Genomic DNA, 24,649 nt, shown 5'->3' with positions numbered 1-24,649 from the left:
GTGATCACCGCGCCGAGGAGCGCGCGCCGCCGCGCATTGCCGCGCGGCGCGCGCTTCCTCGCGCTCTTCGGCGTCATCTCGGTCGCCCTGCTCGCCGCGCCGGTGGTGTACCTCGTGGTGCGCGCGCTGGGCGGCGACCCCGCCGCAGCGCTGCCGCTCGTGCTGCGCCCGCGCACCGGGCAGCTGCTGCTGACGAGCCTCGGGCTGGCGCTCACGGTGATGCTGTCGGTCGGCGTGCTCGGCACGCTGCAGGCGACGCTGCTCGCGCGACTCCGGCTGCCCGCGTCGCGGCTGCTGCTGACGGCGGCCGCGCTGCCGCTCGCGATGCCCTCCTACGTCGCTGCGTTCGGCTGGCTCGGCGTCATGCCCTCCATGAGCGGCTTCTGGGCGGCCTGGCTGCAGTTGACGATCGTCTCGACCCCATACGTGACATTGCCCGTCTATGCCGCGCTCCGGCAGGCACCGGCCGGGCTCGAGATCGCCGCTCGCTCGCTCGGGCGCGGCCCGCTCGCCGCAATGGCACAGGTGACCTGGCCGATCGTGCGGCCGGCCGCGACCGCCGGGGCGCTGCTTGCGGGGCTCTATGCACTCGCCGACTTCGGCGTCGTCTCGCTCATGCGGGTCGAGACGCTGTCGACCGGTATCGCCCGCGCCATGGGAGCGGGCTTCGATCGCTCCTACGCCGCGCTCCTCGGGCTGGTGCTCGTGATCGCGGCCATCGCGCTCGTGCTGCTCGAGCAGCGGGTGCGGCGTGCCGTGCCCGCTGCGCGGTCGCGCTCGCGCGCACCGCTGCGGTGGAACGCCGGATGGTGGACCCCGGTCGCGATCGCCGCGGTGCTCGCGACGCCCGTCGCGGCGATCGTCGTGCCGGTGAGCGTGCTCGTCGGCCGCGTGCTGTCGGCCGACGCCGTCGCCGCGCTCGACGTGCCAGAACTGCTCGACGCGGCCGGCACCTCGATGAGCCTCGCCGTCGCGGCGGGACTGCTCGCGGTCGCCCTTGCCGCTCCCGTCGCCCTGCTCGCCACGCGCTTCCCGTCGCCGCTCAGCCGAGCGCTGGAGGGGTCCGCCACGATCGCCCACGCGCTGCCGGGCATCGTGGTCGGGCTCTCGCTCGTCTTCCTCTCGCTCTCGCTCGTGCCGTGGGCGTATCAGTCGTTCGGTTTGCTGGTCGCCGCCACCGCGCTGCTGGCCACCCCGCGCACGGTCGGGGGCGTGCGCGCCGCGCTCGAGCGGGTGCCGGAGCGCTTCGAGCAGCTGGCGCGCGGCCTGGGCCGACGCCGTGTGGACGCGCTGCTGAGCACCACGGCGCGCATCGCCTCCCCCGGCATCGCCATCGCCGCGCTGCTGGCCGCGGTGGCGGCGCTCAAGGAGCTGCCCGCGACCCTGCTGCTGCGCCCGACGGGCGTCGACACGCTCGCGACCGCGCTCTGGGCACGCACGGACATCTCGCAGTATGCCGCTGCGGCGCCCTTCGCCCTGGCGCTTATCGCGAGCGCGGCCGTGCCTGCCATGCTGGTGCTGGCGTCCACGATCGACCGCGAGCACGGCGACGCCATCACCGAGCGGAGCGGACCATGACCGAGTTGCGGGTATCGGCCGCGAGCACCGGGCATCCCGGCGGTGCCGACGCCGTGCACGCCGTCTCGCTGCATGTGCCGGCCGGCGGCGTCGACGCCGTGCTGGGCGCATCCGGCTCGGGCAAGTCGACCCTGCTGCTCGCGATCGCGGGGCTGCTGCCGCTGCGCGAGGGCGAGATCGCGATCGGCGACCGCACGGTTTCGAGCGCGACGCGCACCGTGCCGGCGGAGCGCCGCGGCGTCGGCTGGGTGCCGCAGGATGCCTCGCTGTTCCCCCACCTGACGGTTGGCCAGAACATCGCCTTCGGGTTGCCGCGTGCAGTTCGCGATCCGCGCGGCGCACGCGTGCAGGAGCTGCTCGACCTCGTCGAGCTGAGCGGCTTCGCCGATCGCCCGTCCTCGGCGCTCTCCGGCGGCCAGGCGCAGCGGGTGGCGCTCGCGCGCGCGCTCGCTCCAGAACCCGGCATCGTGCTGCTCGATGAGCCGTTCTCGGCGCTCGACGCCAGCCTGCGCGTCGGCCTGCGCCGTGAGATCGGCCGCATCCTGCGCGCGGCCGGCGCGACCGCGCTCCTCGTCACGCACGATCAGGAGGAGGCGTTCGCGTTCGCCGACCGGGTCTCGGTGCTGCGCGACGGCCGGATCGAGCAGCACGGCACGGCCGAGGAGCTCTTCGCGCGCCCCCGCTCGGCCTGGCTCGCTCGGTTCCTCGGCGAGTCGACCCTCGTGCCCGCCGAGCGCGACGGCGACGTCTGGGCGACGCCGCTCGGACCCACGCCGATCCCGCCCGGGGCGATCGCCGACGAGCGCGCGCTGCTGGTCGTGCGTCCGGAGCAGCTCAAGCCCTTCGCGGCAGGCGTGGTCATCGAGGTGCGGGACGTCGAGTACTCGGGCCACGACCGACTGGTGCTTGCCGAGGCCGCTGGTGTGCCGGGCTCCGTGCTCATGCGCATGCCCGCCGCGATGGGCATCGAGCGCGGCGCCCGCATGCCCGTGCGCGTGCACGGCATCGCCCATGCGGTGCCGCTGGACTGACGGACGGTCGGATCCGGTCTCGTGACGCGCGTCGGCTCCACCGACGTGCTCCTCGACATTGAGGATGGGGGTGGTGGTTCCGGGTCCGTGGCCTGGCCTTCTCCTCGCCCGACTCTCTCGATGTCATTCGTAGGACTTGTCGGTCACGGATCTGGGGCCGCTGCCCTTGGTTCGGTCGGGAGGCCGAGCCGGGCGGGGACGTGACCTAATAGGACTCTGTCCGACCACGACTACTCAATGTTGTGTCCGCCCGGCCCGGTGAGGTCATCCAACCGATCACGATCGATTGGAGACAGAGCCCATGCTAATCACCCACCCCGAGCAGGCGCAGCGGACAATCGTCGTCGCGGGCGTCGACACGCATAGAGACACGCACCACGTGGCCGTGCTCGACTTGGCCGGCCGCCCGCTCGCGATCGAGCAGTTCCCCGCATCACCTCCCGGCTACCGGCAGCTGCTCGCGTTCGTGGCCGCGCACGGCGTCATCGACAAGATCGGTGTCGAACTGACCGGCTCCTACGGCGCCGGCCTCACCCGCCACCTGACCGCCGCCGGGGTGACCGTGATGGAGGTGAACACCACCGACAAGGCCACCCGCGCCCGCCGCGGCAAGGACGACGCGATCGACGCCGTCGCCGCGGCGCAGAAGACACTCTCCGGCATGGCCTCGGCCACGCCCAAGGACACCACCGGCGCCACCGAAGCGATCCGCCTCCTCACCGCCGTCCGCGACCTCGCCGTCAAGCAGCGCACCCAAGCGATGAACCAGGTCCACGCGCACCTGGTCACCGCGCCCGAGCAGCTGCGAGAACCGCTCCGAGGCATGCCGCGGGCGGCGCTGCTGCGCGCCCTGCGCGGACTCCGCCCCGACCGGACACGTCTGGTCGAACCGGTCCAGGCCGCCAAGGCGGCGCTGCGCGCGCTCGCCGAACGGATCCGCGCCCTCGACGCGGAGATCACGACCGCCGACGCCGACCTGGCAGCACTCGTCACCGCGACCGCACCCACCCTGCTCGCCCGACCAGGCGTCGGCGTCCACACCGCGGCCCGCTTCCTCATCACCGCCGCGAACAACATCGACCGACTCCACAGCAGCGCCGCCTTCGCACGCCTCTGCGGCGCAGCACCCGTGCCCGTCTCCTCCGGCAAAACCCACCGCATGCGGCTCCACCGCGGCGGCGACCGGCAAGCCAACCGCGCCCTCCACATGATCATCATCGGCCGCATCAAGAACGACCCACGCACCCAGGCCTACCTCGCCAAGAAACTCGCCGAAGGACACTCCAAACGAGACGCCATCAGAGCCCTCAAGCGCTACCTCTGCCGCGAAATCCTCGCCGCCCTGAAACACGACCTCAACCCCACTTGACTTCCATAGGACTGTCCTACGGAGGCGGGCTCGGCCGCGTGACGCGCGTCGGCTCCGCCGACGTGCTCCTCGACCTGCGGAGGCGGGCTCGGCCTCGTGACACGCGTCGGCTCCGCCGACGTGCTCCTCGACCTGCGGAGGCGGGTTCGGCCTCGTGACACGCGTCGGCTCCGCCGACGTGCTCCTCGACCTACGGAGGCCGCGTGCGGAGTGGGGTGCGGCCTAGGCGCGACGCAAGGCGCGCAGCGGACAGGCGGCCGGCCCCTCGAGCCGTGCGCCATCGGGCGCGAAGCGTGAGCCGTGCGCCGTGCAATCCCACGAGCGCTCCTGCGCGTTCCATGCCACGAGCGCCCCGACGTGCGGGCAGATCGCGGAGATCTCCCGCGTGCGGCCCTCGACCGTCGATGTCGCCACCAGTCGCACGCCGCGGCGCCCGAGCCGCCCCTCGCCCTCCGGCGGCGTCGCGGCGGGCGCGAGCGCCCCGGGCACGGTGCGCAGCTCCGCCGCCGCGACCGCACCGACGGCACCGAAGGTCCTTCCCGCGGCAGCGGGGGTGATGCCGCGGCGGCGGAGCGTCCGTGCCCATGCCGGCTCGGCACCGGCGATCCGGCCCGCAAGGGCGAGCGCGGCCAGCGTGCCGCCCGTCATGCCCCACTTGTCGAAGCCCGTCGCCAGCAGCACGCGCGCGCCGGAGCCTGGTCGGCCACCGATCCAGGGCAGCCGGTCCGGCGTGCGGTAGTCCTGCGCGCTCCAGACGTGGGTGCGCTCAGCATCCGGCCAGTGCGATCGCACCCAGCCGTCCAGCTCTGCGACGAGGCGCCGAGGATCTGCGTGGCGGCCGACCGCATGGCCGGGACCGCCCGCGACGAGCACCTCGCCGTCGGCACTCGACGCCGTGCGCAGCGACCTCGACGGCGAGTCGACGCTCAGCGCCATCGACTGCGGCAACGAGCTCGCGCTGCGGTAGGCGGCCGCGTAGGAGCGGGTGGCCTCCAGCAGCGCGGAGGTCACGCGCGCGGGCACGGGCGAGCCCGTCGCGAGCACCGCGGTCTCTGCGCGCCAGGGCCCGTCATCCGTCTCCACCTCGACTCCAGGGCCTGCGCGTCGCACGCCGCGCACGGTCGCGCGCACGATCGATCCACCGTGCTCGCGCAGCTCGGCGGCGAGTGCCGCGAGCACGGTCATCGGCTGCAGCTGCGCCTGATCGGCGAGCTCGATGGCGCCGGCCGTCTCGAACGGCAGCGTCGCGGCGCCGCCTTCGGTCACGGGCAGGCCGTGGCGCTGCGCGGCCGCCAGCTCACGCTCGAGCGACTGCGCTCCCTCGAGCGTGGATGCGTAGGAGACCGCGGGCCGCAGCTCGAACGACTCGCCGCGGCGCTCGAGCATCTCGAGCAGGAAGCGCTGCCCCGCGCGCGAGCCCTCGACGAAGGCCTGCACTGCATCAGCGCGGGCGAGCCGTTCGATGCGGTGCAGGCGATCGCCCTGCAGCAGGCTCAGCTTCGCCGTCGTGTTGCCCGTCGCCACCGAGCCGATCGTGCGCGCCTCCAGCACCACGACGCTGGCGCCCTGCCGTGCGAGCAGCACGGCGGTCGCGAGGCCTGTGATGCCAGCGCCGACGACGATCGTGTGCGCGCTTCGCTGCGCCGCCTCGTCGAAGTCGATGCTCGGTCCTGTCGCGTGCCAGAGGGATGTCATGCGCTCCACTCAACGCGCGCGACGCGGGATGCACAATCGGCGAGCATCCAGGTACGGATGCGTCCTGCTCGCCCGCCGCCGCGATGCCCCGAGGGAGCCTCAGCGCGCGATGTCGTCGAGCCAGGTGATGGCGGCGCCGTGCGGGTCGGTGACCGCGAGCGGCTGCGCGTCGCGCCGCAGCACGAAGTCGCCGTCGGTCGCCCATGGCGCGGGCGGACCGATCTCGAGCGTGGCGCCCTCGTTCGCCACCCAGGTCACCGGCAGGTCGCCCATCAGGTCGGCGAAGGAGGCCCGGTCGTAGGCGGTGACGTACGCGAGCACGGCGGAGTGCCACACGACCACGGTCGGCGCATGCTGGGCGGCCTCCTCCACCACCGCGCGCGTGTCGTGCCGCAGGTCGCCACGCCGCACGTGCGCGCGCTCGCGTCGGGCGATCGCGAGCGCGGTGCGCAGCCGGTCGACGCGCACCCCGTCGACGTTGCCGTTCGCATCCGGCCACACGAGCGCCTCGAGCCAGGTCTTCGTCTCGGGCTCGTCGGGATCGAGCGGCTGCAGGTCGAGGCCGCCGCGCCAGGCGACGGTGGGCGGATGCTCGGGCAGCGGCGTCGACGGCGAGGCGACGGTCTCGAGCAGCGGCAGCGCGGCATCGCCGACGTACTTGCCGGGGCCGAAGCGGTAGCGCCAGCGGTCGGGGTAGAGGCAGAGTCCGGCGGAGGCGCCCACCTCGACGAGCGCGATGGGGCCGCGCACGTGCGCGATCGCGGGCAGCAGCGTGGCCATGCGCCGCGCCTCGTTCGTCTGGGTCATGTGGGCGAGCATGGTGGCGCGGATGCGGCTCCAGCTGCCTGCGATCATGTCGCGCACGTCGGCCCACGGCTGCAACGGCACGCCCTCGAAGCGCGCAGCGGCGAAGAGCAGATTGGGCTGACGCTTGCTCGGCTCGAGCTCAGCGATCGCGCTGCAGAGCACCGCATCGGCTGCGACGCCGCGCGCCCACTCGGCGTAGCGCGGCGAGCGCTCCTCGGCCTCGACGCGCGCCCACCGCAGGTAGGCCTCACTGACCTTGCGCTCGCCGCTGACGCTCTCCACCCGCCCACCTTGCCACGCTCACCGCGCCGCTGACAGCCGCGCGCCGCTCCGCGCAGCGACGCCAGCTCGCTGCTCGGCCCCGCCCATCCCCGGCCACCGGTACGAAACGGTCGCCTCCGAGGTCGCGACGCGACCATTCGGTACCGGTCCGCCACCCGACCCCGCGCATCCCCCGGGTACCGGTACCAAACGGTCGCCGGCGGGCGCGTCGGACGACATGTGCGTCCCGGTTGGCGGGATGCGGGTGCGGGCGGGCACGACGGAGGGCCGGGATCGTGGGATCCCGGCCCTCCTGGTCGCTGGGTCAGCGCTGGGCGCTGCCGTCGACGTAGTCCGAGTCGGGCTGCTCCCACGCGAACAGGCCGCGCAGCTTCTTGCCGGTCGCCTCGATCGGGTGTCCCTCTGCCTTGGCGCGCAGCTCCTTGAACTCGGGGCCGCCAGCATCCTGGTCACCGATGAAGCGCTCGGCGAAGGCACCCGACTGGATGTCCTTCAGCACCGCCTGCATGTTCTCCTTGACGCTCGGGTCGACGACGCGCGGGCCGGAGACGTAGTCGCCGTACTCGGCCGTGTCGCTGACCGACCAGCGCTGCTTGGCGATGCCGCCCTCCCACATGAGGTCGACGATGAGCTTCAGCTCGTGCAGCACCTCGAAGTAGGCGATCTCCGGCTGGTAGCCGGCCTCGGTGAGGGTCTCGAAGCCGTACTGCACGAGCTGCGAGACACCGCCGCAGAGCACAGCCTGCTCGCCGAACAGGTCGGTCTCGGTCTCCTCGGTGAAGGTGGTCTTGATGCCGCCGGCACGCAGGCCGCCGATCGCCTTCGAGTACGACCAAGCCGTCTCCCAGGCGGAGCCGGATGCATCCGTCTCGACGGCGACGATGACGGGCACGCCGCGGCCTGCCTCGAACTCGCGACGCACGGTGTGGCCCGGGCCCTTAGGGGCGACGAGCACGACGTCGATGCCCTCGGGCGCATCGATGTAGCCGAAGCGCACGTTGAAGCCGTGGCTGAAGACGAGGGTCTTGCCCTCGGTCATGTGCTGCGCGACCTCGTCGTTGTAGATGTGGCGCTGGTGCTGGTCGGGAGCGAGGAGCACGACGACGTCTGCCCACTCGGCGACCTGTGCGGGCGTGCCCACCTCGAAGCCGGCCTCCGTCGCCTTCGCGCGGCTCTTCGACTCCGGCTGCAGGCCGACGCGCACCTGGACACCCGAGTCGCGCAGGTTCTGCGCGTGGGCGTGGCCCTGCGAGCCGTAGCCGATGATGGCGACCTGCTTGCCCTGGATGATGCCGAGGTCGGCACCGTCGTCGTAGATGACCTCAGTCATGGTGTCTCCTTCTGTTCGTTCGAGAGTTCTGGTTGCTGTCGCGCTGCGGCAGGCGACGCGGCGTCAGCCGCGATCGACCTTGAGCGCGCGCTCGCTGATGGACTTGCCGCCGCGGCCGATGGCCAGCAGGCCGGACTGCGCGATCTCCTTGACGCCGTACGGCTCCAGCAGTCGCAGCAGCGCCTGGCACTTGGGCGAGTCGCCCGTGACCTCGATCACGAGCGCGTCGGTCGTGACGTCGACGACGCGAGCCCGGAAGAGCGTCGCCGCCTCCAGGATCTGCGAGCGCGTCGAGTTGTCGACCTTCACCTTGATCAGCAGGTGCTCGCGCTGCACCGACTGCCCCGGCTCAAGCTCGACGATCTTCACGACGTTCACGAGCTTGTTCAGCTGCTTCGTGACCTGCTCGAGCGGCAGCTGGTCGACGTCGACGACGACCGTGATGCGGCTCAGGCCAGGCACCTCGGTGCGGCCCACCGCGAGCGAGTCGATGTTGAAGCCGCGACGGGCGAAGAGCCCGGCGACGCGGGTCAGCAGACCCGGCTTGTCCTCCACCAGGAGCGACAGGACGTGGGTGCTCATCACTCCTCCTCCCAGACCGGGGCATGGTCTTTGGCGTACTGCACGAATGAGTTCGAGACGCCCTGCGGCACCATCGGCCACACCATCGAATCCTTCGAGACGACGAAGTCGATCACCACCGGGCGATCGTTGGTCTCGAGCGCGAGCTTGATGGCCGGATCGACCTCCGCCGCCGTCGTGACGCGGATGGAGAGGCATCCGTATGCATCGCCCAGCTTCACGAAGTCGGGGATCATCTTGGCGTCGTGGCCGGTCTCGAGGTCGGTGAACGAGTGGCGGCCTTCGTAGAACAGGCTCTGCCACTGCCGCACCATGCCGAGCGACGAGTTGTTGATGATCGCGACCTTGATCGGGATGTCGTTGAGCGTGCAGGTGGCGAGCTCCTGATTGGTCATCTGGAAGCATCCGTCGCCGTCGATCGCCCAGACGACGCGGTCGGGCTCCGCGACCTTGGCGCCCATCGCCGCGGGCACCGAGTAGCCCATGGTGCCCAAGCCACCCGAGTTCAGCCACGAGTTGGGGCGCTCGTACTTGATGAACTGCGCCGCCCACATCTGGTGCTGGCCGACGCCCGCTGCGTAGACCGCCTCCGGGCCCGTGAGCTCGCCGATGCGCTGGATGACGTACTGCGGCGACAGCCGGCCGTCGCTCGGCTCGGTGAAGCCGAGCGGGAAGCGCTCGAGCAGGCCGTGCAGCCGCTCCCACCAGTCGGTGAGGTCTGGGCGCCGCTCGGCCGCGAGCTCCTCGAAGGCCATGAGCAGGTCGGCGAGCACTTCGCGCACGTCACCAACGATCGGCACATCGGCCGTGCGGATCTTGGAGATCTCGGCCGGGTCGATGTCGACGTGGATGATCTTGGCGCCGGGGGCGAACTCGTTCACCTTGCCGGTGACGCGGTCGTCGAAGCGCGCGCCGAGCGCGATGACGAGGTCGCTCTCCTGGAAGGCGAGCACCGCGGGTACGGCGCCGTGCATGCCGGGCATGCCGAGGTGCTGGGGGTGCGAGTCGGGGAAGGCGCCGCGCGCCATCAGCGTCGTGGTGATCGGAGCGCCGGTGGCCTCGGCGAAGTCGAGCAGCTCCTTCGACGCCTTCGAGCGGATCACGCCGCCGCCGACGTAGAGCAGCGGTCGCTCGGCCTCGGAGAGCATGCGTGCGGCCGCGGTGATCTGCTTGCCGTGCGCCTTGGTCACCGGGCGGTAGCCGGGCAGGTCGAGCTTGTCGGGCCAGACGAACGGCGCCGACTCCTGCTGCGCGTCCTTCGTGATGTCGACGAGCACCGGGCCGGGACGGCCGGTGGATGCGATGTGGAACGCGGCCTTCAGCGCCCCCGGCACGTCGGCGGCGTCCGTGACCTGGAAGGTGTGCTTCGTGATCGGCATCACGATGCCGGTGATGTCGGCCTCCTGGAACGCATCCGAACCGATCAGGTGACTGAAGACCTGGCCGGTGATGGCGACCATGGGCAGGGAGTCCATGTAGGCGTCGGCGATGGCGGTGACGAGGTTGGTCGCGCCCGGGCCCGAGGTGGCGAGGCAGACGCCGACCCTGCCGGATGCCGAGGCGTAGCCCTCTGCCGCGTGGCCGCCGCCCTGCTCGTGGCGCACCAGGATGTGGCGGATCGCGTCCTGCTGCATCAGCTCGTCGTAGAAGGGGATGATCGCGCCGCCGGGGATGCCGAACACGTCCGTGACGCCGAGCAGCTCGAGCGACTTGAGGACGGCACCGGAGCCGGTCAAGCTCGGCGCTTCGGCGTTGCGCGGGGGCGCGGGCCGAGGTGTGATGGTCATGACTCTCCTGAGCTCGATCTACCTGCGTGCGTCAACCCGTGACTGCGCCGGTGGCGGCGGATTGCACGAGCTTGGCGTACTTGGCGAGGACGCCGCGCGTGTAGCGCGGGGGCAGCGGCTCCCAGCCCTCACGCCGGGAAGCGAGCTCTGCCTCGTCGACGATCAGGTCAAGCGAGCGAGCGGCGATGTCGACCTTGATGCGGTCTCCGTCGCGCACGAAGGCGATCGGACCGGAGTCGACCGCCTCAGGGGCGATATGGCCGATGCACAGGCCGGTTGTGCCGCCTGAGAATCTGCCGTCGGTCAACAGTAGTACATCCTTGCCGAGCCCCGCGCCCTTGATGGCCGCGGTGATCGCGAGCATCTCGCGCATCCCGGGACCGCCCTTCGGCCCCTCGTAGCGGATGACGACGACGTCGCCCGCCTGCACCTCGCCGTTGGTGAGCGCATCCATCGCGGCGCGCTCGCGGTCGAACACGCGCGCCGGGCCCTCGAACACCTCGGCGTCGAAGCCGGCGGTCTTCACGACCGCGCCTTCGGGGGCGAACGTGCCCTGCAGGATGGTGAGTCCGCCGGTGGCGTGGATCGGGTTCGACAGCTCGCGCACGACGGTGCCGTCGATCGGCTGCGGTTCGAGCGCCTCGAGGTTCTCGGCCAGCGTGCGACCGGTGACGGTGAGCACATCGCCGTGCAGCAGACCAGCGTCGAGCAGCGCCTTCATGACGACCGGCATGCCGCCGACGCGGTCGAAGTCCTGCGCGACGTAGGCGCCGAAGGGCTTGACGTCGGCCAGGTGCGGCGCCCGGGCGCCGACGCGGCGGAAGTCGTCGAGCGTCAGCTCGACCTCCGCCTCGTGCGCGATCGCCAGCAGGTGGAGCACCGAGTTGGTGGAGCCGCCGAGCACCATCGCGACCGTGATGGCGTTCTCGAACGCCTCCTTGGTGAGGATGTCGCGGGCCGTGATCCCCTTGCGCAGCAGCTCGACGACCGCCTCGCCCGACTGGCGCGCGTAGTAGTCGCGGCGACGATCGGCCGACAGCGGCGTCGACGAGCCTGGCAGGCTCATGCCGAGCGCCTCGGCGACGCAGGCCATCGTGTTGGCGGTGTACATGCCGCCGCAGGCACCCTCGCCGGGGGCGAAGCCGCACTCGATGCGGTGCAGGTCCTCTGCCGAGATCTTGCCGGCCTTGTAGGCGCCGACGGCCTCGAACGAGTCGATGATCGTCATCGACTGCGGGATGGTGCCGTCCTCGAGCTTCGCGAAGCCCGGTGCGATGGAGCCGGCGTAGACGAACACGCTCGCCACGTCGAGGCGGGCCGCGGCCATGAGCATGCCGGGCAGCGACTTGTCGCAGCCCGCCAGCAGCACGGTGCCGTCGAGGCGCTCGGCCATCACGACCGTCTCGACGCTGTCGGCGATGACCTCGCGCGAGACGAGCGAGAAGTGCATGCCCTCGTGGCCCATCGAGATGCCGTCCGAGACCGAGACGGTGCCGAACTGCAGCGGATAGCCGCCACCCGAGTGCACGCCCTCCTTCGACGACCGCGCGAGCCGATCGAGCGAGAGGTTGCACGGCGTGATCTCGTTCCACGAGCTCGCGATGCCGATCTGCGGCTTCTCCCAGTCGGCGTCGCCCATGCCGACCGCACGCAGCATCCCTCGACTGGTGGTGGCCTCAACGCCGTCGGTGACCGCGCGCGAGCGCGGTTTGATGTCGATCTCTGGCATGCATCGATCCTACGCCGGGGGTGATGTCAGATCTCGCCGGCGACCGAATCCCACGTGCCCGGCGCGCGTGGCGCTCAGTCGGAGGGTCTACCGTCGGAGACATGATCCAGGTCGGCCTCAGCACGATCTCCGTCTTCCCCAAAGGGGTCGAGGACGGCTTCCGCCTGTCGCGCGAAGCCGGCTACGACGGCGTCGAGGTCATGGTGACCACCGACTCGAAGACGCGCAATCCCGAGAAGCTGCTCGAGTTCGCCGAGCGACACGAGCAGCCGATCATGGCGATCCACGCGCCCGTGGTGCTGCTCACCAGCTTCGTCTGGGGCCGCGACCCGTTCGTGAAGCTCGACCGATCGGCGGAGCTCGCGGTCTCGGTCGGGGCGCCGACGGTGGTCGTGCATCCGCCCTTCCGCTGGCAGGGCAAGTACTCGCGCACGTTCACGGATGCGGTGCGCGCGACCGAGCAGAAGCACGGCATCGAGGTCGCGGTCGAGAACATGTTCCCGTGGGCCGCTGGCGGCATCGACCGGCAGGCCTACCTGCCGGGCATCGACCCGAGCGAGATGGATGTCGACCACGCGACGCTCGACTTCTCACACTGCGCGCTGGCCAAGCGCGACTCGATGCAGCTCGCGCTCGACCTGGGCGACCGGCTGCGCCACCTGCACCTCACCGACGGCGTCGCCGCCGAGGGCGGCCGCGTGTTCGACGAGCACCTCATCCCGGGCCACGGCAACGAGCCCGTCGCCGAGGTGCTGCAGATGCTCGCGCAGCAGCATTGGACCGGCCAGGTCATCGCCGAGATCAAGACGCGCCAGGCGCGCTCCGAGCGCGACCGGCTGCGGCTGCTCGTGGAGACGATCGAGTTCGCACGCGAGCACCTCGGTCAGCCGACCCAGCGCGCAGACGCCGACCGGACAGGAAACGCATGACGATCGCGGTCACCGCCGTGTCGGGACGGCTCGGGAGCGAGATCGTGCGTGCGCTCCAGCAGCTGCAGGCCCGCGATCCCATCGTCGGGCTGGCTCGAACCCCGCAGCGCGCCCAAGGGCTCGGCATCGAGGTGCGCCCGGGAGACTACGCAGACACCGAGCAGCTGACGAGGTCGCTCGCAGGCGTCGACACCCTGCTCCTGGTCTCGGGCAACGAGCAGCCGGAGGCACGCATCTAGCTGCATCGCAACGTGCTGGAGGCCGCCACGGCTGCCGGTGTCGGCAGGGTCGTCTACACGAGCGTCCAGGGCGCCGATACGGGCACCGCATTCTCCCCCGTGGTGCAGAGCAACCGCCAGACGGAAGCCGACGTGCGGGCGAGCGGCCTCGAGTGGGTGATCGGCCGCAACGGCATCTACATCGAGCCCGATGTCGAGAGCATCGACGACCACCGGGCGGCTGGCGAGGTCGCCAACTGCGCGGGTGACGCGCGATGCGGCTACACGACCCGGCCGGAGCTGGCCGCCGCCTACGCGCGCCTGTTGACCGAGTCGGCGCACAACGGCGCCACCTTGCGGCTGCACGGCGAGCCCCTATGCAGGCGCAGCTCGTCGACCACCTCAACCGGACGTTCGACACGCAGCTCGCCTATCGGCCCATGACCGTCGACGAATACCGCGCGGATCGCATCGCGGCCCTGGGCGACTTCATGGGGTCGGTGATCGCCGGCATCTACGAGGGCATCCGCACGGGCGTGCACGACACCCCCGGCGACTACGCAGCGGCGGCCGGTCGCCCCCATCAGTCCTGGGACGACTACTTCGCGTCGCTCCGCCCCTGAAGGGGCTCCGAGCGGGTCGCGGCCAGCGACCCGTCCGGCTCGAGGAGCGTCGCGACGAGGTCCACCAGCGCCGCCCGGTCGGGCTTGCGCATCCGGCCGCGCCTGGGCAGCGCGCCGATGGCGACCACCAGGTCCGGCAGCGCGCCATGGTCGATGAGGCCCGGCAGTGCCGCTGCGACGCGGCGGGCGAGCGGATGCGCGGGGTCGGCCGGCAGCCCCTCCGGCGCTCCGTCCGGCACGACGGCCACCACGACGCGGTCGTCGCCGATCGCATCTGGCACGCCCACCATCAGGGCGTCGGCGACCCCGGGCAGGGAGGCGATCACCGGCTCGTAGAGCCCGACGTAGATGTTCTGGGTGCCGCGCAGCAGCATGTCCTTCTTGCGGCCGAGCAGCGTGAGCCGGTCGCCGTCGATGCGGGCCAGGTCCCCAGTGCGCACCTCTCCGAGCTCGTCGGGCAGCTCGTGCACGTAGGCGCGGGCGAGTCCGGGACCGGCGAGCACCAGCTCACCCTCGTCGATGCGGGCGTCGACGCTGGAGGCGACGCGGCCGACGAAGTCGCCGTCACCCGAGGCGTGCAGCTTCTCGGCGCCATCGGCGATCGCGACCGGCAGGATCTCGCTCATGCCATAGACGCAGCGCACGCGTGCGTCGGGGAAGCGCGTGAGCGCACGCTCGATGAGCGGCGGCAGCACCGGGGCGCCCCCGAGCGCGATGAGGCGCAACGAGCCCGAAGGCGCCTGTCGCTCGTCGAGCAGTCGCAGCATCGCGTCGAGACCGGCCGGCGAGGCGAAGACGGCTTCGGCGCGCTCGAGCAGCGGCAGATACCGTCCCGGCGAGGCTCCCGGGTCGAGACCGGCGGGCGGCAGCGTCCAGTGGCTGCCGGCGATGAGCGCGGGGATGCCGATCATCAGCTGGTCTGTCAGCACGCGGAGCCCGGGTTCCAGACCTAATCCGGAGCGGATGTCGCCGAGGCCCGCGCCGAGCGACGCGAGGGTGTGCAGCACGGTCTTGGGTGTTCCGGTGGTGCCGGAGGTGAAGATGAGCAGCGCGTCGGCATCCGGGTCTGCAGGGGGCAGCTGGCCACGGCCGGCGCGGGCCAGGCGATCGAGCCGCAGCGCTCCGCGCGGCGCGCCGGGCAGCGGAGCCCCGGTGACGAGGTGCTGGGCGTCGGGCAGCAGCTCGCGATAGGCGGGCAGATCGATGCCGCGGCGACGGGCGATGCCACGCAGCCCGGGCGCGGAGACGAGATGCAGGACGGACTCTGCGGCGCTCCACCGCGGCTTCGCGAGCGCGAGCCTCGCAGCGAGCAGCTCCGGCCCGGCTCCGAGATCGACGAAGGCGATCTGCCCACCCGCGCGGCAGATCGCGAGCGCGAGCACCACGGCATCGATCGACGGGCGCACCGAGAACGCGACGCGATCGCCCGGCCGCATGCCCGCGCGCGCAAGTCCCGCAGCGACGCGCTCGACGCGGTTGCCAAGCTGGGCGAAGGTGAGCGTGCGATCGCCGAAGGTGAGCGCCGGGCGCGGGGCATGCTCGCGCGTGGCAGTCAGCACCGCCTCGAGCATGCTCATGCGGCGGCCTCCAGCGTGAGTCGTGCGTAGCCGGGCAGCAGTTGCCCCCGTGCGGGCGCTCGGTCGACGACGCGCAGCCGGCGACCGGCGGACTCGACGCGACGCAGAGCCGCGAGCGCCAGCCGGATCTCGGCCATCGCGAGCGGGGCACCGATGCAGAAGTGGGCGCCGGCCCCGAACCACAGCTGCTTGAGGCTCGCGGCCTGATCGGACGCCGGGTCGAAGCCGCCGCTCGCGCGGTCGGCGGCGTAGGTGGCGAGGATGACGCGGTCGCCGGGTTGCACAGCCACTCGGCCGATCGAGCGCGGCTCGAGCGTCGACCGGAGCATCACGGGGGTCGGCGTCGTCCATCGCAGGCCCTCGGCGATGGCACGCTCCGCGCCGTCGGCGTCGATCGACTCCTGCATCGTGCCGCTGTCGAGCAGCAGCGCCACGATGCGCGGGATCGCCGCCGCGATGGTCTCCGTGCCGGTGAGCACGAACGCGCCTACAGCGCCGAGCGCCTCGTCCTCCGAGAGCCCGAGCGCGCGCAGCCGCCCGGGCACCGTCGACTCGTCGCCCCGGTAGGCGGCAGCCGCGTGCTCGCCGAGCGCATCGAGCACGGCGCGGGCGCTGCGCACCTGCGCGGCCGTCAACGTGGGCCGCGACAGCCGCACCATGCCGGTGATGCCCGCGATCTGCCGGAAGAGCCGGTCGTCGACCGCGGCCCGATCCAGACCGACGAGCAGCGCGATGGCAGCGCTCGCCGATCGCCGCGCGTGCGCCGCCAGGTCCACCCGCTCCCCCGCCAGCAGCCGCCGCTCGATCTCGGCCGCTCCCTCGCCGAGCGCCTCCTCCACGAGCGGCTCGACGAACGACGGCGAGAAGATCGGCGCGAGCCTGCGGCGCAGGGCACGGTGATCCTCGCCATGCATGTTCACGAGCACGCGCGCACCGAGCACGGGCGTCCACAGATCGCTCGACGCGCCCCGCCCCTGCTTCGAGAAGCCGGCGCCGTCGAGCAGCACCTGTCGGACGAGGGCGGCATCCTTCACGACCACGCCCAGCCGCGGCACGCGCCGCACGGGCCCCGGCACCGCCTGCACGAGTGGGTAGGCGATCGGGTGCACGGCGCGCATGAGGCGCTCGTCGCGGCGCATCGCGAGCGCAAGCCGCTGCTGGCGGTCGCTCAACGGATGTCCACGTGGTCGGGCCGGTAGGCGTGATCCTTGTACCAGAGCAGCGTGTTCTTGAGCCCCCACGCCTGCACGCGACGCGAGGAGCCGCGCACCAGGACGTCGTTGCGGCGAGCGATGCGACCCGTGAGGCGGCGGACGGCGTTCACGAGCGCGCGGTCCTCGTGCAGATCCTCGATTGCCGTGCGCGGGAAGCCGCCGCTCGCGAGATAGGTGCTGGCGGTGATCGCGACGTTGCAGCCGGCCGCCATCACGTACGGCCCGTGGAACTCGCGCCCGTTGTTCGCCGGCCGCAGCACCCCGAACGCATCCGCGACCCGCACGGCGCCGGTGAGCGCAGTGCGCTGCACGAGTCCGAGCCCCTCGTCGTGCCGCGGCACCAGCAGGCCGGCGACGAGCTCGAGCCCGAGTCCCCCGGCGGCGGTCGGCGCGAGCGCGCGGCGGATGCGGGCCGTCCAGTCCAGCCGCGGCAGGCAGTCGGCGTCGGTGCGCGCGAGCATCGTGGCGCCGGCGGCGATGCCCGCGCGCATGCCCGTGTCGGCGGCAGCGCCGGTGCCCTTCTGTCGCTCGTCGACCACGCGCCAGCGGCGCAGTCCCCGCTCGGCCACGAACGCCTCGATCACGGCGCGGGAGCCGTCGGTGGAGCCGTTGTCGACGAAGATCGCATCGAAGTCGGCGTCTCGCTGCGCGGCGAGATGCCGGAGCGTGGGGCGGATGCCGCGCGCCTCGTTGAAGACCGGCACCACGACGGCGAGCTTGCCGACCGGCTCCTGTCCCCGGCTCACAGCCGCACCAGCGCGACGCCCAGGCTGATGCCGCCTGCCAGCCCGACGAGCAGCGCGAGGCTGCCGTCGCCGACGAGCCGGCGGTCGAGCGCCTGCCGCAGCTGGATCGGCAGCGTCGCGGAGGCGAGGTTGCCGTGCTGCGCGACGGTCGGGAGGATCTTCTCCACGTCGACGCCCAGCCGGTCGGCGATCGGACCTAGGTGCGGCTCGGCGACCTGATGCATGAGCACCAGGTCGAGGTCGGTCATCGTCGCGCCGTTGCGTGCGAGCAGGCCGGTCACGAGATCCGGCCCGAGCGCCATGAAGGCGCGCTGCAGGGCGCGGCCATCGATGTCGAAGTAGGTGGCGTCGAGGTCGCGCGGCCGCATCGAGCCGCCCATCGGCAGCGTGCCGATCGTCCAGTGGTGGCTGGCGGCGGAGAATGCCAGGTCGATGATGCCGCGCGCGCCGGCCGCTGAGCTCCCCTGCGCCCCGCTCGACCCCATCGCCTCGTTCGCCTCGAGGATGAGCGCCGCACCTGCGTCGCTCATCGTGTAGCCGGGAAAGGAGCGCACGAACTGGTGTCGGTCGGCGACCTTCCACCGCACCGCGCTCGTGGGCGTCTCGCCGCTCGCGATGAGCACGCGTCGCGCCTGGCCGGAGACGATCATCGCGTGCGCGACCTGCACGGCGTTGAGCACCGAGTTGCATGCGTTCTTCACGTCGAAGACGGGCACGCCGAGACCGAGCTTCTCGCTGACGATGTGGGAGGTCGCGGGCTCGATCAGATCCTGGCTGGCGCTCGCGAAGATCAGCAGATCGACGGGCGCGGGCGACGCCTCGATCGCCGTGCGAGCGGCGAGCACCGCCAGATCCGACGCCTGCTGCCCCTCCTCGCGCTCGTGCACCCGGTCGACGCCCGTCATGCGGCGGATGAGGCCGACCGGCAGCAGCACGCCCGGGTTCTCGTCGCGGAGCCGCCGCTCCGTCTGCTCGGTGGTGCGGATGCGCGCGGGGAGATGCGTGCCGACAGCGACGATGGCGGAGGTGAGCGGCACAAGCGCGAGCGTAGCCCGTGCGCGGTGGCCCGCCGTGCGCTCAGGCGGCGGCGAGTCCCGGTGTCGGCGCCAGCGTGTCGAGCGCGCGGATGCGCGCTCCGGTTTCGCGTTGCCTCGCGCTGCGCACCGCGAGGTACGCGGCGAGCAGGCCGACACCGGCGAAGACCACGAGCATGGCTACCGCGCCACCCGCCCCGCCGGAACCGGTCGCGATCGCCTGCAGCGCATCCACCGCATGCGTCATCGGCAGCACGGGCGCGATGATGTCGAAGCCGTCGCCCAGCACCGCGCGCGGCACGATGCCGCCGGCAGCCACCGCCTGCAGGCCCAGCAGCACGATCGACACAACGGCACCCACCGGCCCCCACCAGGCGACGAACGCCAGGTGCAGCAGCGTGGCGACGGCCGCGAACAGCAGCGCGACACCGAAGGTGGCTGGCGCGGCCGACCAGGCGACACCGCCGATCGCGTGCACGACGAGCGACGCCAGCAGCGCCTGCGCCGCGACCACCCAGGCCGAGCGCACGAGCAGGGTCGCGAGCACCCGGCCGTCGGTCTCGGCCGAGGCGAACACGCGCCGGCCGCTCCTGGCGAGCACGAGGGCAAGTGCGAGCGCGCCCAGCCACAGGCCGATCGGCACCGCGATCGTGGCGATGCGCGCCTCGCCGCTGGGCACGGCGTTCTGCTCCGCAAGATTGAAGCCGACGGGGTTGGTGGCGACCTCCGAGAGGTTCGCGAGCTCGCTGTCGCTCAGCTGCGGCAAGGCCGCGACCGCGGTGCGCAGCCCGTCGCCGAGCTCGGTCGCGCCGTCGCCGAGCTGCGATGCCCCGGTCTGCGCCGAGCGGGCGCCTGCGGCCAGCTGCACGGCGCCGGATTCGAGCTCGCCGAGGCCGTTGCCGAGCTCGCGCGTGCCCGAGGCGAGCTGCTGCGCGCCGGTCACGGACGATCCGAACCCGCGGTCGAGCTCAGCGAGACCGTTGGAAAGCCCGGAGGCGCCATCGCGCAGCGCGGGCGATGCGGCCGAGGCCTGTGCCGCACCGTCGGCGAGCTGTGATGCACCGTCGCGAAGATCCGCGCCGCCGGCGGTGACCTGCGCGGCACCGGCGCTCAGCTGATCGAGCCCTGTCGTCACCTCGCCGAGCCCGGCCGAGAGCTGCGCAGCGAGATCCTGCTGCGCGAGCTGGTCGAGGCCGCCCGCGAGCTGCTGCGCCGCCGCGAGCAGCTGCGGATCGGCATCGGGGTCGGCGGCGAGCGCGGCAGCGATCTGCGCTGCGCCCGCGCTCGATGAGGCGAGCGCGCCTTGGAGCTCGCCGATGCCGCCTGCTGCGGCGGCCTGCTCGAGCCCGTCGCTGATCTCAGCGCTCGCCTGCTGCACGCCGCCCGCGAAGGCATCCACGCCGGTCGTGTACTGATCGACGCCGTCGCTGAGGGCTGCCGCTCCGCCGGCCACCTGATCGACGCCAGCCGTGTACTGATCGACGCCATCGCTCAGCTCCGCGGCGCCGCCGGCGAGCTGCGAGATGCCCGACTGCGCGCTGCCGAGCCCAGCAGCGAGCTGGTCGCCGCCGTCTGCGAGGGCGCCCGCGCCGGCTTGCGCGCCGTCGACGCCGTCGGCGAGCTGGTCGATGCCCTCGGCGAGGTCACCGATGCCCACCGCGAGCTCCGCGCCGCCGTCGCCCAGATCACCGGCGCCGTCCGCCGCCGAGCCGAGCTCCTCGGCAAGGGTGCCGAGGCCCCCGTAGAGCCCCGAGATGAAGCCGCTCGTCACGACGTCGCCGAACGAGGCCATGATCGACTCACCGGTCTCGGTGGCGAGGCTCGTCGCGAGCCCGCTGGAGGTGGCATCGGTGACGATGCGGATGCCCGCCTGCCGAGGCTCCTCGCCCTGCAGGCTCAGCACGCGCTGCGAGAAGTCGGAAGGGATCGTCACGACCGCCTGCACCTCGCCGTCGGCGAGCGCCGCAGCGGCATCCTCGTCGTTGAGGATCAGGAACTCGAAGCCGTCGTCATCGTCTGCCACTAGGTCGGTGACCACCTGGCGGCCCGCGAACATGGTCGTCTCGGTGCCGTCCTCCGCAGTCGTCGTCAGCAGCTCGTCGAGGTTCACGACGGCTGCCGGCACGTCGTGGTCGCCGTCGGCCGCGGGCCCGAACGACCAGGCCGCGAGCGCGGCGATGGCAAACGGGGTCGCGGCGGCCGCGGTGAGCGCGATCGCCTTCTGGAACGTGCTGGTCATCGGTCTGCTCCCGTGGTCGCGAGTGCCTCGGTGGGCGTCGCGTCGGTATCGGTATCGGTGTCAGCCGCCGCGTGGGCTTCGGCCGTCGCGCGGTCCTCCGCTGCGGCATCGGCGGGTGCGAGCTCCATCGCGGCGCGGCCGTGCGCCTCGGGCGCCGGCTCGCTCGTGACGATGGTCACGTCGTCGCCGCCGATGCGGGCGGCAATCGCAGCGGCGCCGGAGGGCGCCCCGGATGCCGCGTCGATCCAGAGCACGCTCGGCGTGCGCTCCATGGCGATCGCCAGCAGCACCGCGGCGCGCTCCAGCGGCGTCAGGCGAGACAGCGGCGCCGCAGCGTCGATGGGGCCTCCCGCGGCTGCGGCCGCGCGATCGACGAGCGCGGCGGCGCGACGATCGAGCACCGGCCCGACCGCGAACGGCGAGCGCAGCGCGAGCGCCGCCCTGGCCGCCTGGTGCGCCGACTCGACGTTGCCGTCCAGGTCGACGAGCGCGATGCGGCTGCGGAGCGCGGCGATGTCGCCGGGCAGCGCGGCGCCGCCTACATGGGCGTGCCCGCTCGCACCGATGTCGCCCCGCAGCGCGTGCGCCAGCCGCTGGCGGTCGGCGAAGTCGCCGATGAGGCGCACGACCGCGCCGCGCGGCGCGGTGATCGTCCAAGAGGCAGTGCCGGGTGCGTCGTAGCCGAGCTCCGGCCGCAGCCGCTCGAGCGCGAGATGGCCGCCCGCATCCGCCGCCCACGCGAGCGCCGCCCGGTGCCGGCCGAGGCCCTCGCCCTCGACATCCATGTTGGGCAGTGCGCGGTCGAGCCACCTCGGCAGCCACCACGCACGCTCGCCCATGAGCGTCATGAGCGCGGGGATGAGCGTCATGCGCACCAGGAAGGCGTCGACGGCCACGCCGACGGCGAGACCGAGCGCGATCGACTTGATCATCGCCATGCCCTCCGGCACGAACGCGAAGAAGACGAAGAACATGATGAGCGCGGCCGCGGTGACGACGCGCGCGTTGGCCGCGAAGCCGTGCCGCACAGCGCTGACCGCACGGTCCGGGTCCGAGGCGCGCCCGTGCGCGTAGGCCTCCCGCATGCCGGAGACGAGGAACATCTGGTAGTCCATCGCCAGGCCGAACAGCACCGCCATCAGCAGCACGGGCATGAACGACAGGATCGGCCCAGCCTCGGCGTGCAGCAGCTCGATCCCCCAGCCCCACTGCATGACCGCGACGACCGTGCCGAAGGCGGCGAGCACCGAGGCGAGGAAACCGAGCGCGGCCGTGACCGGCACCAGGATCGACCGGAACACGAGCATCAGCAGCACGATCGCGAGCGACACGACGACCGCGCCGAAGGGCAGCAGCGCGGCAGAGAGGCGCTGCGACACGTCGATCTGCACCGCTGTCGAGCCGGTCACGGCGATCGGTGTGCCGTACTCGGCCGCCAGCGTCGGCGCGGCGTCCCGGATGGCGTTCACCACGTCGACAGTCGCCGGATCGGACGGCCCGGTCTCGGCGATCACCTGGATGATCGCGGTGTCGACGGTCTCATCCGGGAACGCACTGCCGATGCGGGCGACGCCGTCGATCTGCTCCAGCTCGTCGGAGAGCGCGTCGAGCGTGCCGAGAATGTTGGTCACCTGGGTGATGTCGGCCATCACCACGAGCGGTCCGACGGAGCCCTCTCCGAACCCGTCCTGCATCATGTCGTAGGCCTGGCGCTGCGTCGTGCCCTGCGCCTCGCCGCCGTTGTCGGGCAGCGCGAGCTGCAGGCTGGCGGCCGGGATCGCGACGACGCCGACGATCGCGAGCACGCCGACGATCGCGAACCACGGCCGCCGCGCGACGCCGGTCACCCACCGCATGCCGAGGGTCGGCTGCGTGTCGACGTCGCGTGCGGCCAGCCGCGCGGCACGGCTGCCGGGCTTCGGCCGCAGCCGCTCCCCCAGCAGCGACATGATCGCGGGCAGCAGCGTTGCGGCGCCGGCGACGGCGATCGCCACCGAGACGGCCGCACCGATGCCCATCACCGACAGGAACGGGATGCCGACGATGAGCAGTCCGGTCAGCGCAACGATCACCGTGAGCCCGGCGAAGACCACCGCGGTGCCCGCTGTGCCGACCGCGAGCGAGCCGGACTCGCGCACGCCCATGCCGGATGCGAGCTGCGATCGATGCTTGGAGAGGATGAAGAGCGCGTAGTCGATGCCGACCGCCAAACCGATCATGAGCGCCATGAGCGGCGCGGAGTTCGACACCGTGACGAGCGCCGAGGCGCCCAGCACCCCGCCCATGGTGATGCCGATGCCCACGAGCGCCGTGATGAGCGGCAGTCCCGCCGCGAGCAGCGACCAGAACGTGACGAACAGCACGACGCCGGCGAACACCACGCCGAGCCCCTCCACCCACGAGATCGGAACGCTCGTGGCCTGGAACGCCTGCCCGCCGAACTCGACCGTCAGCCCGGTGGCGCGCGCCGCATCCGCCGTCGCCACCAGCTCATCGATGCCGGCGGGAGTGACACCCGCGCCCTGCGGCTCGAACTGCACCTGCGCGAAGGCGTACTCGCCGTCGTCGGAGACCTGGTCGGCGGCATACTCGTCCCACGGCCCGACCGCAGTCGCCACGTCGTCGATCGCGGCGATCTCGGCGACCTGCGCCTCGATCGTGTCGCGGTAGTCCCGGATGCCCTCGCCGTCGGGCGCCTGGTAGACGACCTGCACGGCGCTGCCCGCGACCTGCGGGAAGACGCTGCCGAGGCGATCGAGGGCGACCTGCGACTCGGTGCCCGGGATCTCGAAGGATTCCTGCATGTTCGGACCGAGTGCGAGGGCACCGCCCAGCACGCCGCCCAAGAGCACGACCCAGGTGAGGATGACGAGCCAGGCGCGGCGCATGGATGCGGCGCCGACGCGGGCGAGCCAGGTGGCCATCAGGCGTCCTTCCCCTCGGCGCGCGAGCCGGCCGCGAGCTCGGCCGGCAGCGGTGGACACAGGTCGACGATCGTGTCGATCAGCACGCGACGCTGCAGCTCGCGATCGACCTGGGGCATGTTGTCCCGGTCCGCTTCGCCGATCAGGAAGGCAGCGCCCGCGAGGCCGATCGACAGTCGCATCACCTCGGGCTTCTCGGACGCCTCCGCGACCAGCCTCTGCGCGACACGCGCGACCAGCGCGTTCGCGCGCTCGACGACGGGCACCTCCACCAGGGCACCCCGTTGGCTGATGAAGATCGTGACCGCTCGTGCGTGCGCCTGCAGCAGCTCGACGAAGGCGGTGACCATCGCCTCGAGGTCGTGGCGGTCGAAGGCGAGCTGCTGCTCGCGGGTCGGCACCTGCTGCAGGAGGCCGTCGAGCGCATCGATCGCCGGGGCCAGCGCGGCCTCGAGCAGCGCCTCCTTGGCATCGAAGTGGTAGAGCACCGACGACTTCGAGGTGCCGACGTCGTCGGCGATCTGCTGGATCGAGCTGCCGAGGTAGCCGAAGCGAGCAAAGCGCTCGAGCGCGGCCCGGAGGATCGTGTCGCGGGTAGTCACGTGCACCAACACTACTGACCGATCGGTCAGCCTTCGACCGATCGGTCAGGATCCAGAGCGGATGCTGAGCGTCGCGGGCGCTGCTCAGGCGCGCGCCAGTAAGTTGGGTCGCGACGAGGAGGCGACATGCGCAAGTACCTGTTCAACGCGGGCTTCATCAGCTCGCTCACCAGCGCCATTCCGGTGGTGAAGGCAACGAAGTCCGGCCCGCGCGACTGGCGGCTTGCTTTGCTGTGGGCCAGCTGGGGCATCGGCGTCGCACTCGCCCTGGGCGCCGTCGGACAGCGCGAGGATGCGATCAAGCGCAATGAGCTCGAGCGCGAGCTGCGCAAGACCGCGAAGCGCAAGTGACC

The 24,649-nt window shown here is 72.2% G+C and carries 21 protein-coding genes; 8 read left to right on the top strand and 13 right to left on the bottom strand.

What is annotated here, in order from left to right; genetic code table 11:
- The 3 genes from ABG090_RS03490 (at position 1) to ABG090_RS03480 (ending at position 3,978) form a co-directional block, all read left to right on the top strand.
- A complete protein-coding gene (locus ABG090_RS03490) occupies positions 1-1,578 on the top strand; it encodes an ABC transporter permease subunit (RefSeq protein ID WP_347756445.1) in 1,578 nt (525 codons plus the stop codon).
- Positions 1,575-2,609 (top strand): ABC transporter ATP-binding protein, encoded by a 1,035-nt coding sequence (locus ABG090_RS03485; protein ID WP_347756443.1) that lies wholly within the window; start codon positions 1,575-1,577, stop codon positions 2,607-2,609. Before ABG090_RS03490 ends, ABG090_RS03485 begins: the two co-directional genes overlap by 4 nt.
- Positions 2,610-2,910: 301 nt before the next feature.
- Positions 2,911-3,978 (top strand): IS110 family transposase, encoded by a 1,068-nt coding sequence (locus ABG090_RS03480; protein WP_347755254.1) that lies wholly within the window; start codon positions 2,911-2,913, stop codon positions 3,976-3,978.
- A gap of 222 nt (positions 3,979-4,200) precedes the next feature.
- Here the strand turns inward: ABG090_RS03480 and ABG090_RS03475 are convergent, their stop codons facing one another.
- The 6 genes from ABG090_RS03475 to ilvD all read right to left on the bottom strand — a co-directional run bounded on the left by ABG090_RS03475 (position 4,201) and on the right by ilvD (position 12,190).
- Entirely contained in the window at positions 4,201-5,673 is a 1,473-nt protein-coding gene (locus tag ABG090_RS03475; protein WP_347756441.1) for an FAD-dependent oxidoreductase, read from the bottom strand.
- Between the two features lie 99 nt (positions 5,674-5,772).
- Positions 5,773-6,762: a DUF2332 domain-containing protein gene (locus ABG090_RS03470; RefSeq protein ID WP_347756439.1), complete on the bottom strand. Its 990-nt coding sequence runs from the start codon at positions 6,760-6,762 to the stop codon at positions 5,773-5,775.
- Between the two features lie 304 nt (positions 6,763-7,066).
- Positions 7,067-8,092, bottom strand: coding sequence for a ketol-acid reductoisomerase (gene ilvC / locus ABG090_RS03465; protein WP_347756437.1), 1,026 nt, complete (start codon positions 8,090-8,092; stop codon positions 7,067-7,069).
- A gap of 63 nt (positions 8,093-8,155) precedes the next feature.
- On the bottom strand, positions 8,156-8,674 hold the full coding sequence (gene ilvN / locus ABG090_RS03460; RefSeq protein ID WP_347756435.1) for an acetolactate synthase small subunit: 519 nt from the start codon (positions 8,672-8,674) through the stop codon (positions 8,156-8,158).
- Positions 8,674-10,461 carry an acetolactate synthase large subunit gene (locus ABG090_RS03455; RefSeq protein ID WP_347756433.1) on the bottom strand — a complete coding sequence of 596 codons (1,788 nt, stop codon included), beginning with the start codon at positions 10,459-10,461 and terminating at the stop codon, positions 8,674-8,676. Before ABG090_RS03455 ends, ilvN begins: the two co-directional genes overlap by 1 nt.
- A gap of 31 nt (positions 10,462-10,492) precedes the next feature.
- On the bottom strand, positions 10,493-12,190 hold the full coding sequence (gene ilvD / locus ABG090_RS03450) for a dihydroxy-acid dehydratase (protein ID WP_347756431.1): 1,698 nt from the start codon (positions 12,188-12,190) through the stop codon (positions 10,493-10,495).
- Positions 12,191-12,291: 101 nt separating this feature from the next.
- Between ilvD and ABG090_RS03445 the strand changes: the two genes are divergently transcribed.
- From ABG090_RS03445 to ABG090_RS03430, 4 genes are read left to right on the top strand one after another with little or no spacing between them, the layout of a single operon-like run.
- Positions 12,292-13,119 carry a sugar phosphate isomerase/epimerase gene (locus ABG090_RS03445; protein ID WP_347756430.1) on the top strand — a complete coding sequence of 276 codons (828 nt, stop codon included), beginning with the start codon at positions 12,292-12,294 and terminating at the stop codon, positions 13,117-13,119.
- A complete protein-coding gene (locus tag ABG090_RS03440) occupies positions 13,116-13,358 on the top strand; it encodes an NAD(P)H-binding protein (RefSeq protein ID WP_347756428.1) in 243 nt (80 codons plus the stop codon). The genes ABG090_RS03445 and ABG090_RS03440 overlap by 4 nt, the downstream gene beginning before the upstream one ends.
- Before the next feature lie 12 nt (positions 13,359-13,370).
- Positions 13,371-13,781 carry a hypothetical protein gene (locus tag ABG090_RS03435; RefSeq protein ID WP_347756426.1) on the top strand — a complete coding sequence of 137 codons (411 nt, stop codon included), beginning with the start codon at positions 13,371-13,373 and terminating at the stop codon, positions 13,779-13,781.
- Positions 13,778-13,960, top strand: a complete 183-nt coding sequence (locus ABG090_RS03430; protein ID WP_347756424.1) for a hypothetical protein — start codon at positions 13,778-13,780, stop codon at positions 13,958-13,960. Before ABG090_RS03435 ends, ABG090_RS03430 begins: the two co-directional genes overlap by 4 nt.
- Here the strand turns inward: ABG090_RS03430 and ABG090_RS03425 are convergent.
- From ABG090_RS03425 to ABG090_RS03395, 7 genes are read right to left on the bottom strand one after another with little or no spacing between them, the layout of a single operon-like run.
- The gene (locus tag ABG090_RS03425; RefSeq protein WP_347756422.1) at positions 13,936-15,537 is read right to left on the bottom strand and encodes a class I adenylate-forming enzyme family protein; all 1,602 of its coding nucleotides are present in this window, start codon (positions 15,535-15,537) and stop codon (positions 13,936-13,938) included. The genes ABG090_RS03430 and ABG090_RS03425 overlap by 25 nt on opposite strands.
- The gene (locus ABG090_RS03420; protein WP_347756420.1) at positions 15,534-16,709 is read right to left on the bottom strand and encodes a cytochrome P450; all 1,176 of its coding nucleotides are present in this window, start codon (positions 16,707-16,709) and stop codon (positions 15,534-15,536) included. The genes ABG090_RS03425 and ABG090_RS03420 overlap by 4 nt, the downstream gene beginning before the upstream one ends.
- Positions 16,706-17,497: a glycosyltransferase family 2 protein gene (locus tag ABG090_RS03415; protein ID WP_347756418.1), complete on the bottom strand. Its 792-nt coding sequence runs from the start codon at positions 17,495-17,497 to the stop codon at positions 16,706-16,708. Before ABG090_RS03415 ends, ABG090_RS03420 begins: the two co-directional genes overlap by 4 nt.
- Positions 17,494-18,534: a 3-oxoacyl-[acyl-carrier-protein] synthase III C-terminal domain-containing protein gene (locus ABG090_RS03410; protein WP_347756416.1), complete on the bottom strand. Its 1,041-nt coding sequence runs from the start codon at positions 18,532-18,534 to the stop codon at positions 17,494-17,496. The genes ABG090_RS03415 and ABG090_RS03410 overlap by 4 nt, the downstream gene beginning before the upstream one ends.
- A gap of 40 nt (positions 18,535-18,574) precedes the next feature.
- Complete coding sequence (locus ABG090_RS03405) at positions 18,575-20,770, bottom strand: YhgE/Pip family protein (RefSeq protein WP_347756414.1); 2,196 nt, start codon at positions 20,768-20,770, stop codon at positions 18,575-18,577.
- On the bottom strand, positions 20,767-23,694 hold the full coding sequence (locus ABG090_RS03400; RefSeq protein WP_347756412.1) for an MMPL family transporter: 2,928 nt from the start codon (positions 23,692-23,694) through the stop codon (positions 20,767-20,769). The genes ABG090_RS03405 and ABG090_RS03400 overlap by 4 nt, the downstream gene beginning before the upstream one ends.
- Complete coding sequence (locus tag ABG090_RS03395) at positions 23,694-24,296, bottom strand: TetR family transcriptional regulator (RefSeq protein ID WP_347756410.1); 603 nt, start codon at positions 24,294-24,296, stop codon at positions 23,694-23,696. The genes ABG090_RS03400 and ABG090_RS03395 overlap by 1 nt, the downstream gene beginning before the upstream one ends.
- 126 nt (positions 24,297-24,422) lie before the next feature.
- Here ABG090_RS03395 and ABG090_RS03390 point away from each other — a divergent pair, with 126 nt between their 5' ends.
- Positions 24,423-24,647 carry a hypothetical protein gene (locus ABG090_RS03390; RefSeq protein WP_347756408.1) on the top strand — a complete coding sequence of 75 codons (225 nt, stop codon included), beginning with the start codon at positions 24,423-24,425 and terminating at the stop codon, positions 24,645-24,647.
- The last annotated feature ends 2 nt before the right edge of the window (positions 24,648-24,649 follow it).

Source organism: Agrococcus sp. ProA11 (assembly GCF_039880525.1).
Lineage (GTDB): Bacteria > Actinomycetota > Actinomycetes > Actinomycetales > Microbacteriaceae > Agrococcus > Agrococcus chionoecetis.
This window is presented reverse-complemented; position numbering and strand designations above follow the sequence as displayed.

Excerpts from the sequence above, each read along its gene's own strand:
- ABG090_RS03485 (WP_347756443.1), top strand. The coding sequence starts at position 1,575 with ATGACCGAGTTGCGGGTATCGGCCGCGAGCACCGGGCATCCCGGCGGT.
- ABG090_RS03480 (WP_347755254.1), top strand. The coding sequence starts at position 2,911 with ATGCTAATCACCCACCCCGAGCAGGCGCAGCGGACAATCGTCGTCGCG.
- ABG090_RS03475 (WP_347756441.1), bottom strand. The coding sequence starts at position 5,673 with ATGACATCCCTCTGGCACGCGACAGGACCGAGCATCGACTTCGACGAG.
- ilvC (WP_347756437.1), bottom strand. The coding sequence starts at position 8,092 with ATGACTGAGGTCATCTACGACGACGGTGCCGACCTCGGCATCATCCAG.
- ilvN (WP_347756435.1), bottom strand. The coding sequence starts at position 8,674 with ATGAGCACCCACGTCCTGTCGCTCCTGGTGGAGGACAAGCCGGGTCTG.
- ABG090_RS03455 (WP_347756433.1), bottom strand. The coding sequence starts at position 10,461 with ATGACCATCACACCTCGGCCCGCGCCCCCGCGCAACGCCGAAGCGCCG.
- ilvD (WP_347756431.1), bottom strand. The coding sequence starts at position 12,190 with ATGCCAGAGATCGACATCAAACCGCGCTCGCGCGCGGTCACCGACGGC.
- ABG090_RS03445 (WP_347756430.1), top strand. The coding sequence starts at position 12,292 with ATGATCCAGGTCGGCCTCAGCACGATCTCCGTCTTCCCCAAAGGGGTC.
- ABG090_RS03440 (WP_347756428.1), top strand. The coding sequence starts at position 13,116 with ATGACGATCGCGGTCACCGCCGTGTCGGGACGGCTCGGGAGCGAGATC.
- ABG090_RS03430 (WP_347756424.1), top strand. The coding sequence starts at position 13,778 with ATGACCGTCGACGAATACCGCGCGGATCGCATCGCGGCCCTGGGCGAC.
- ABG090_RS03425 (WP_347756422.1), bottom strand. The coding sequence starts at position 15,537 with ATGAGCATGCTCGAGGCGGTGCTGACTGCCACGCGCGAGCATGCCCCG.
- ABG090_RS03405 (WP_347756414.1), bottom strand. The coding sequence starts at position 20,770 with ATGACCAGCACGTTCCAGAAGGCGATCGCGCTCACCGCGGCCGCCGCG.
- ABG090_RS03400 (WP_347756412.1), bottom strand. The coding sequence starts at position 23,694 with ATGGCCACCTGGCTCGCCCGCGTCGGCGCCGCATCCATGCGCCGCGCC.
- ABG090_RS03390 (WP_347756408.1), top strand. The coding sequence starts at position 24,423 with ATGCGCAAGTACCTGTTCAACGCGGGCTTCATCAGCTCGCTCACCAGC.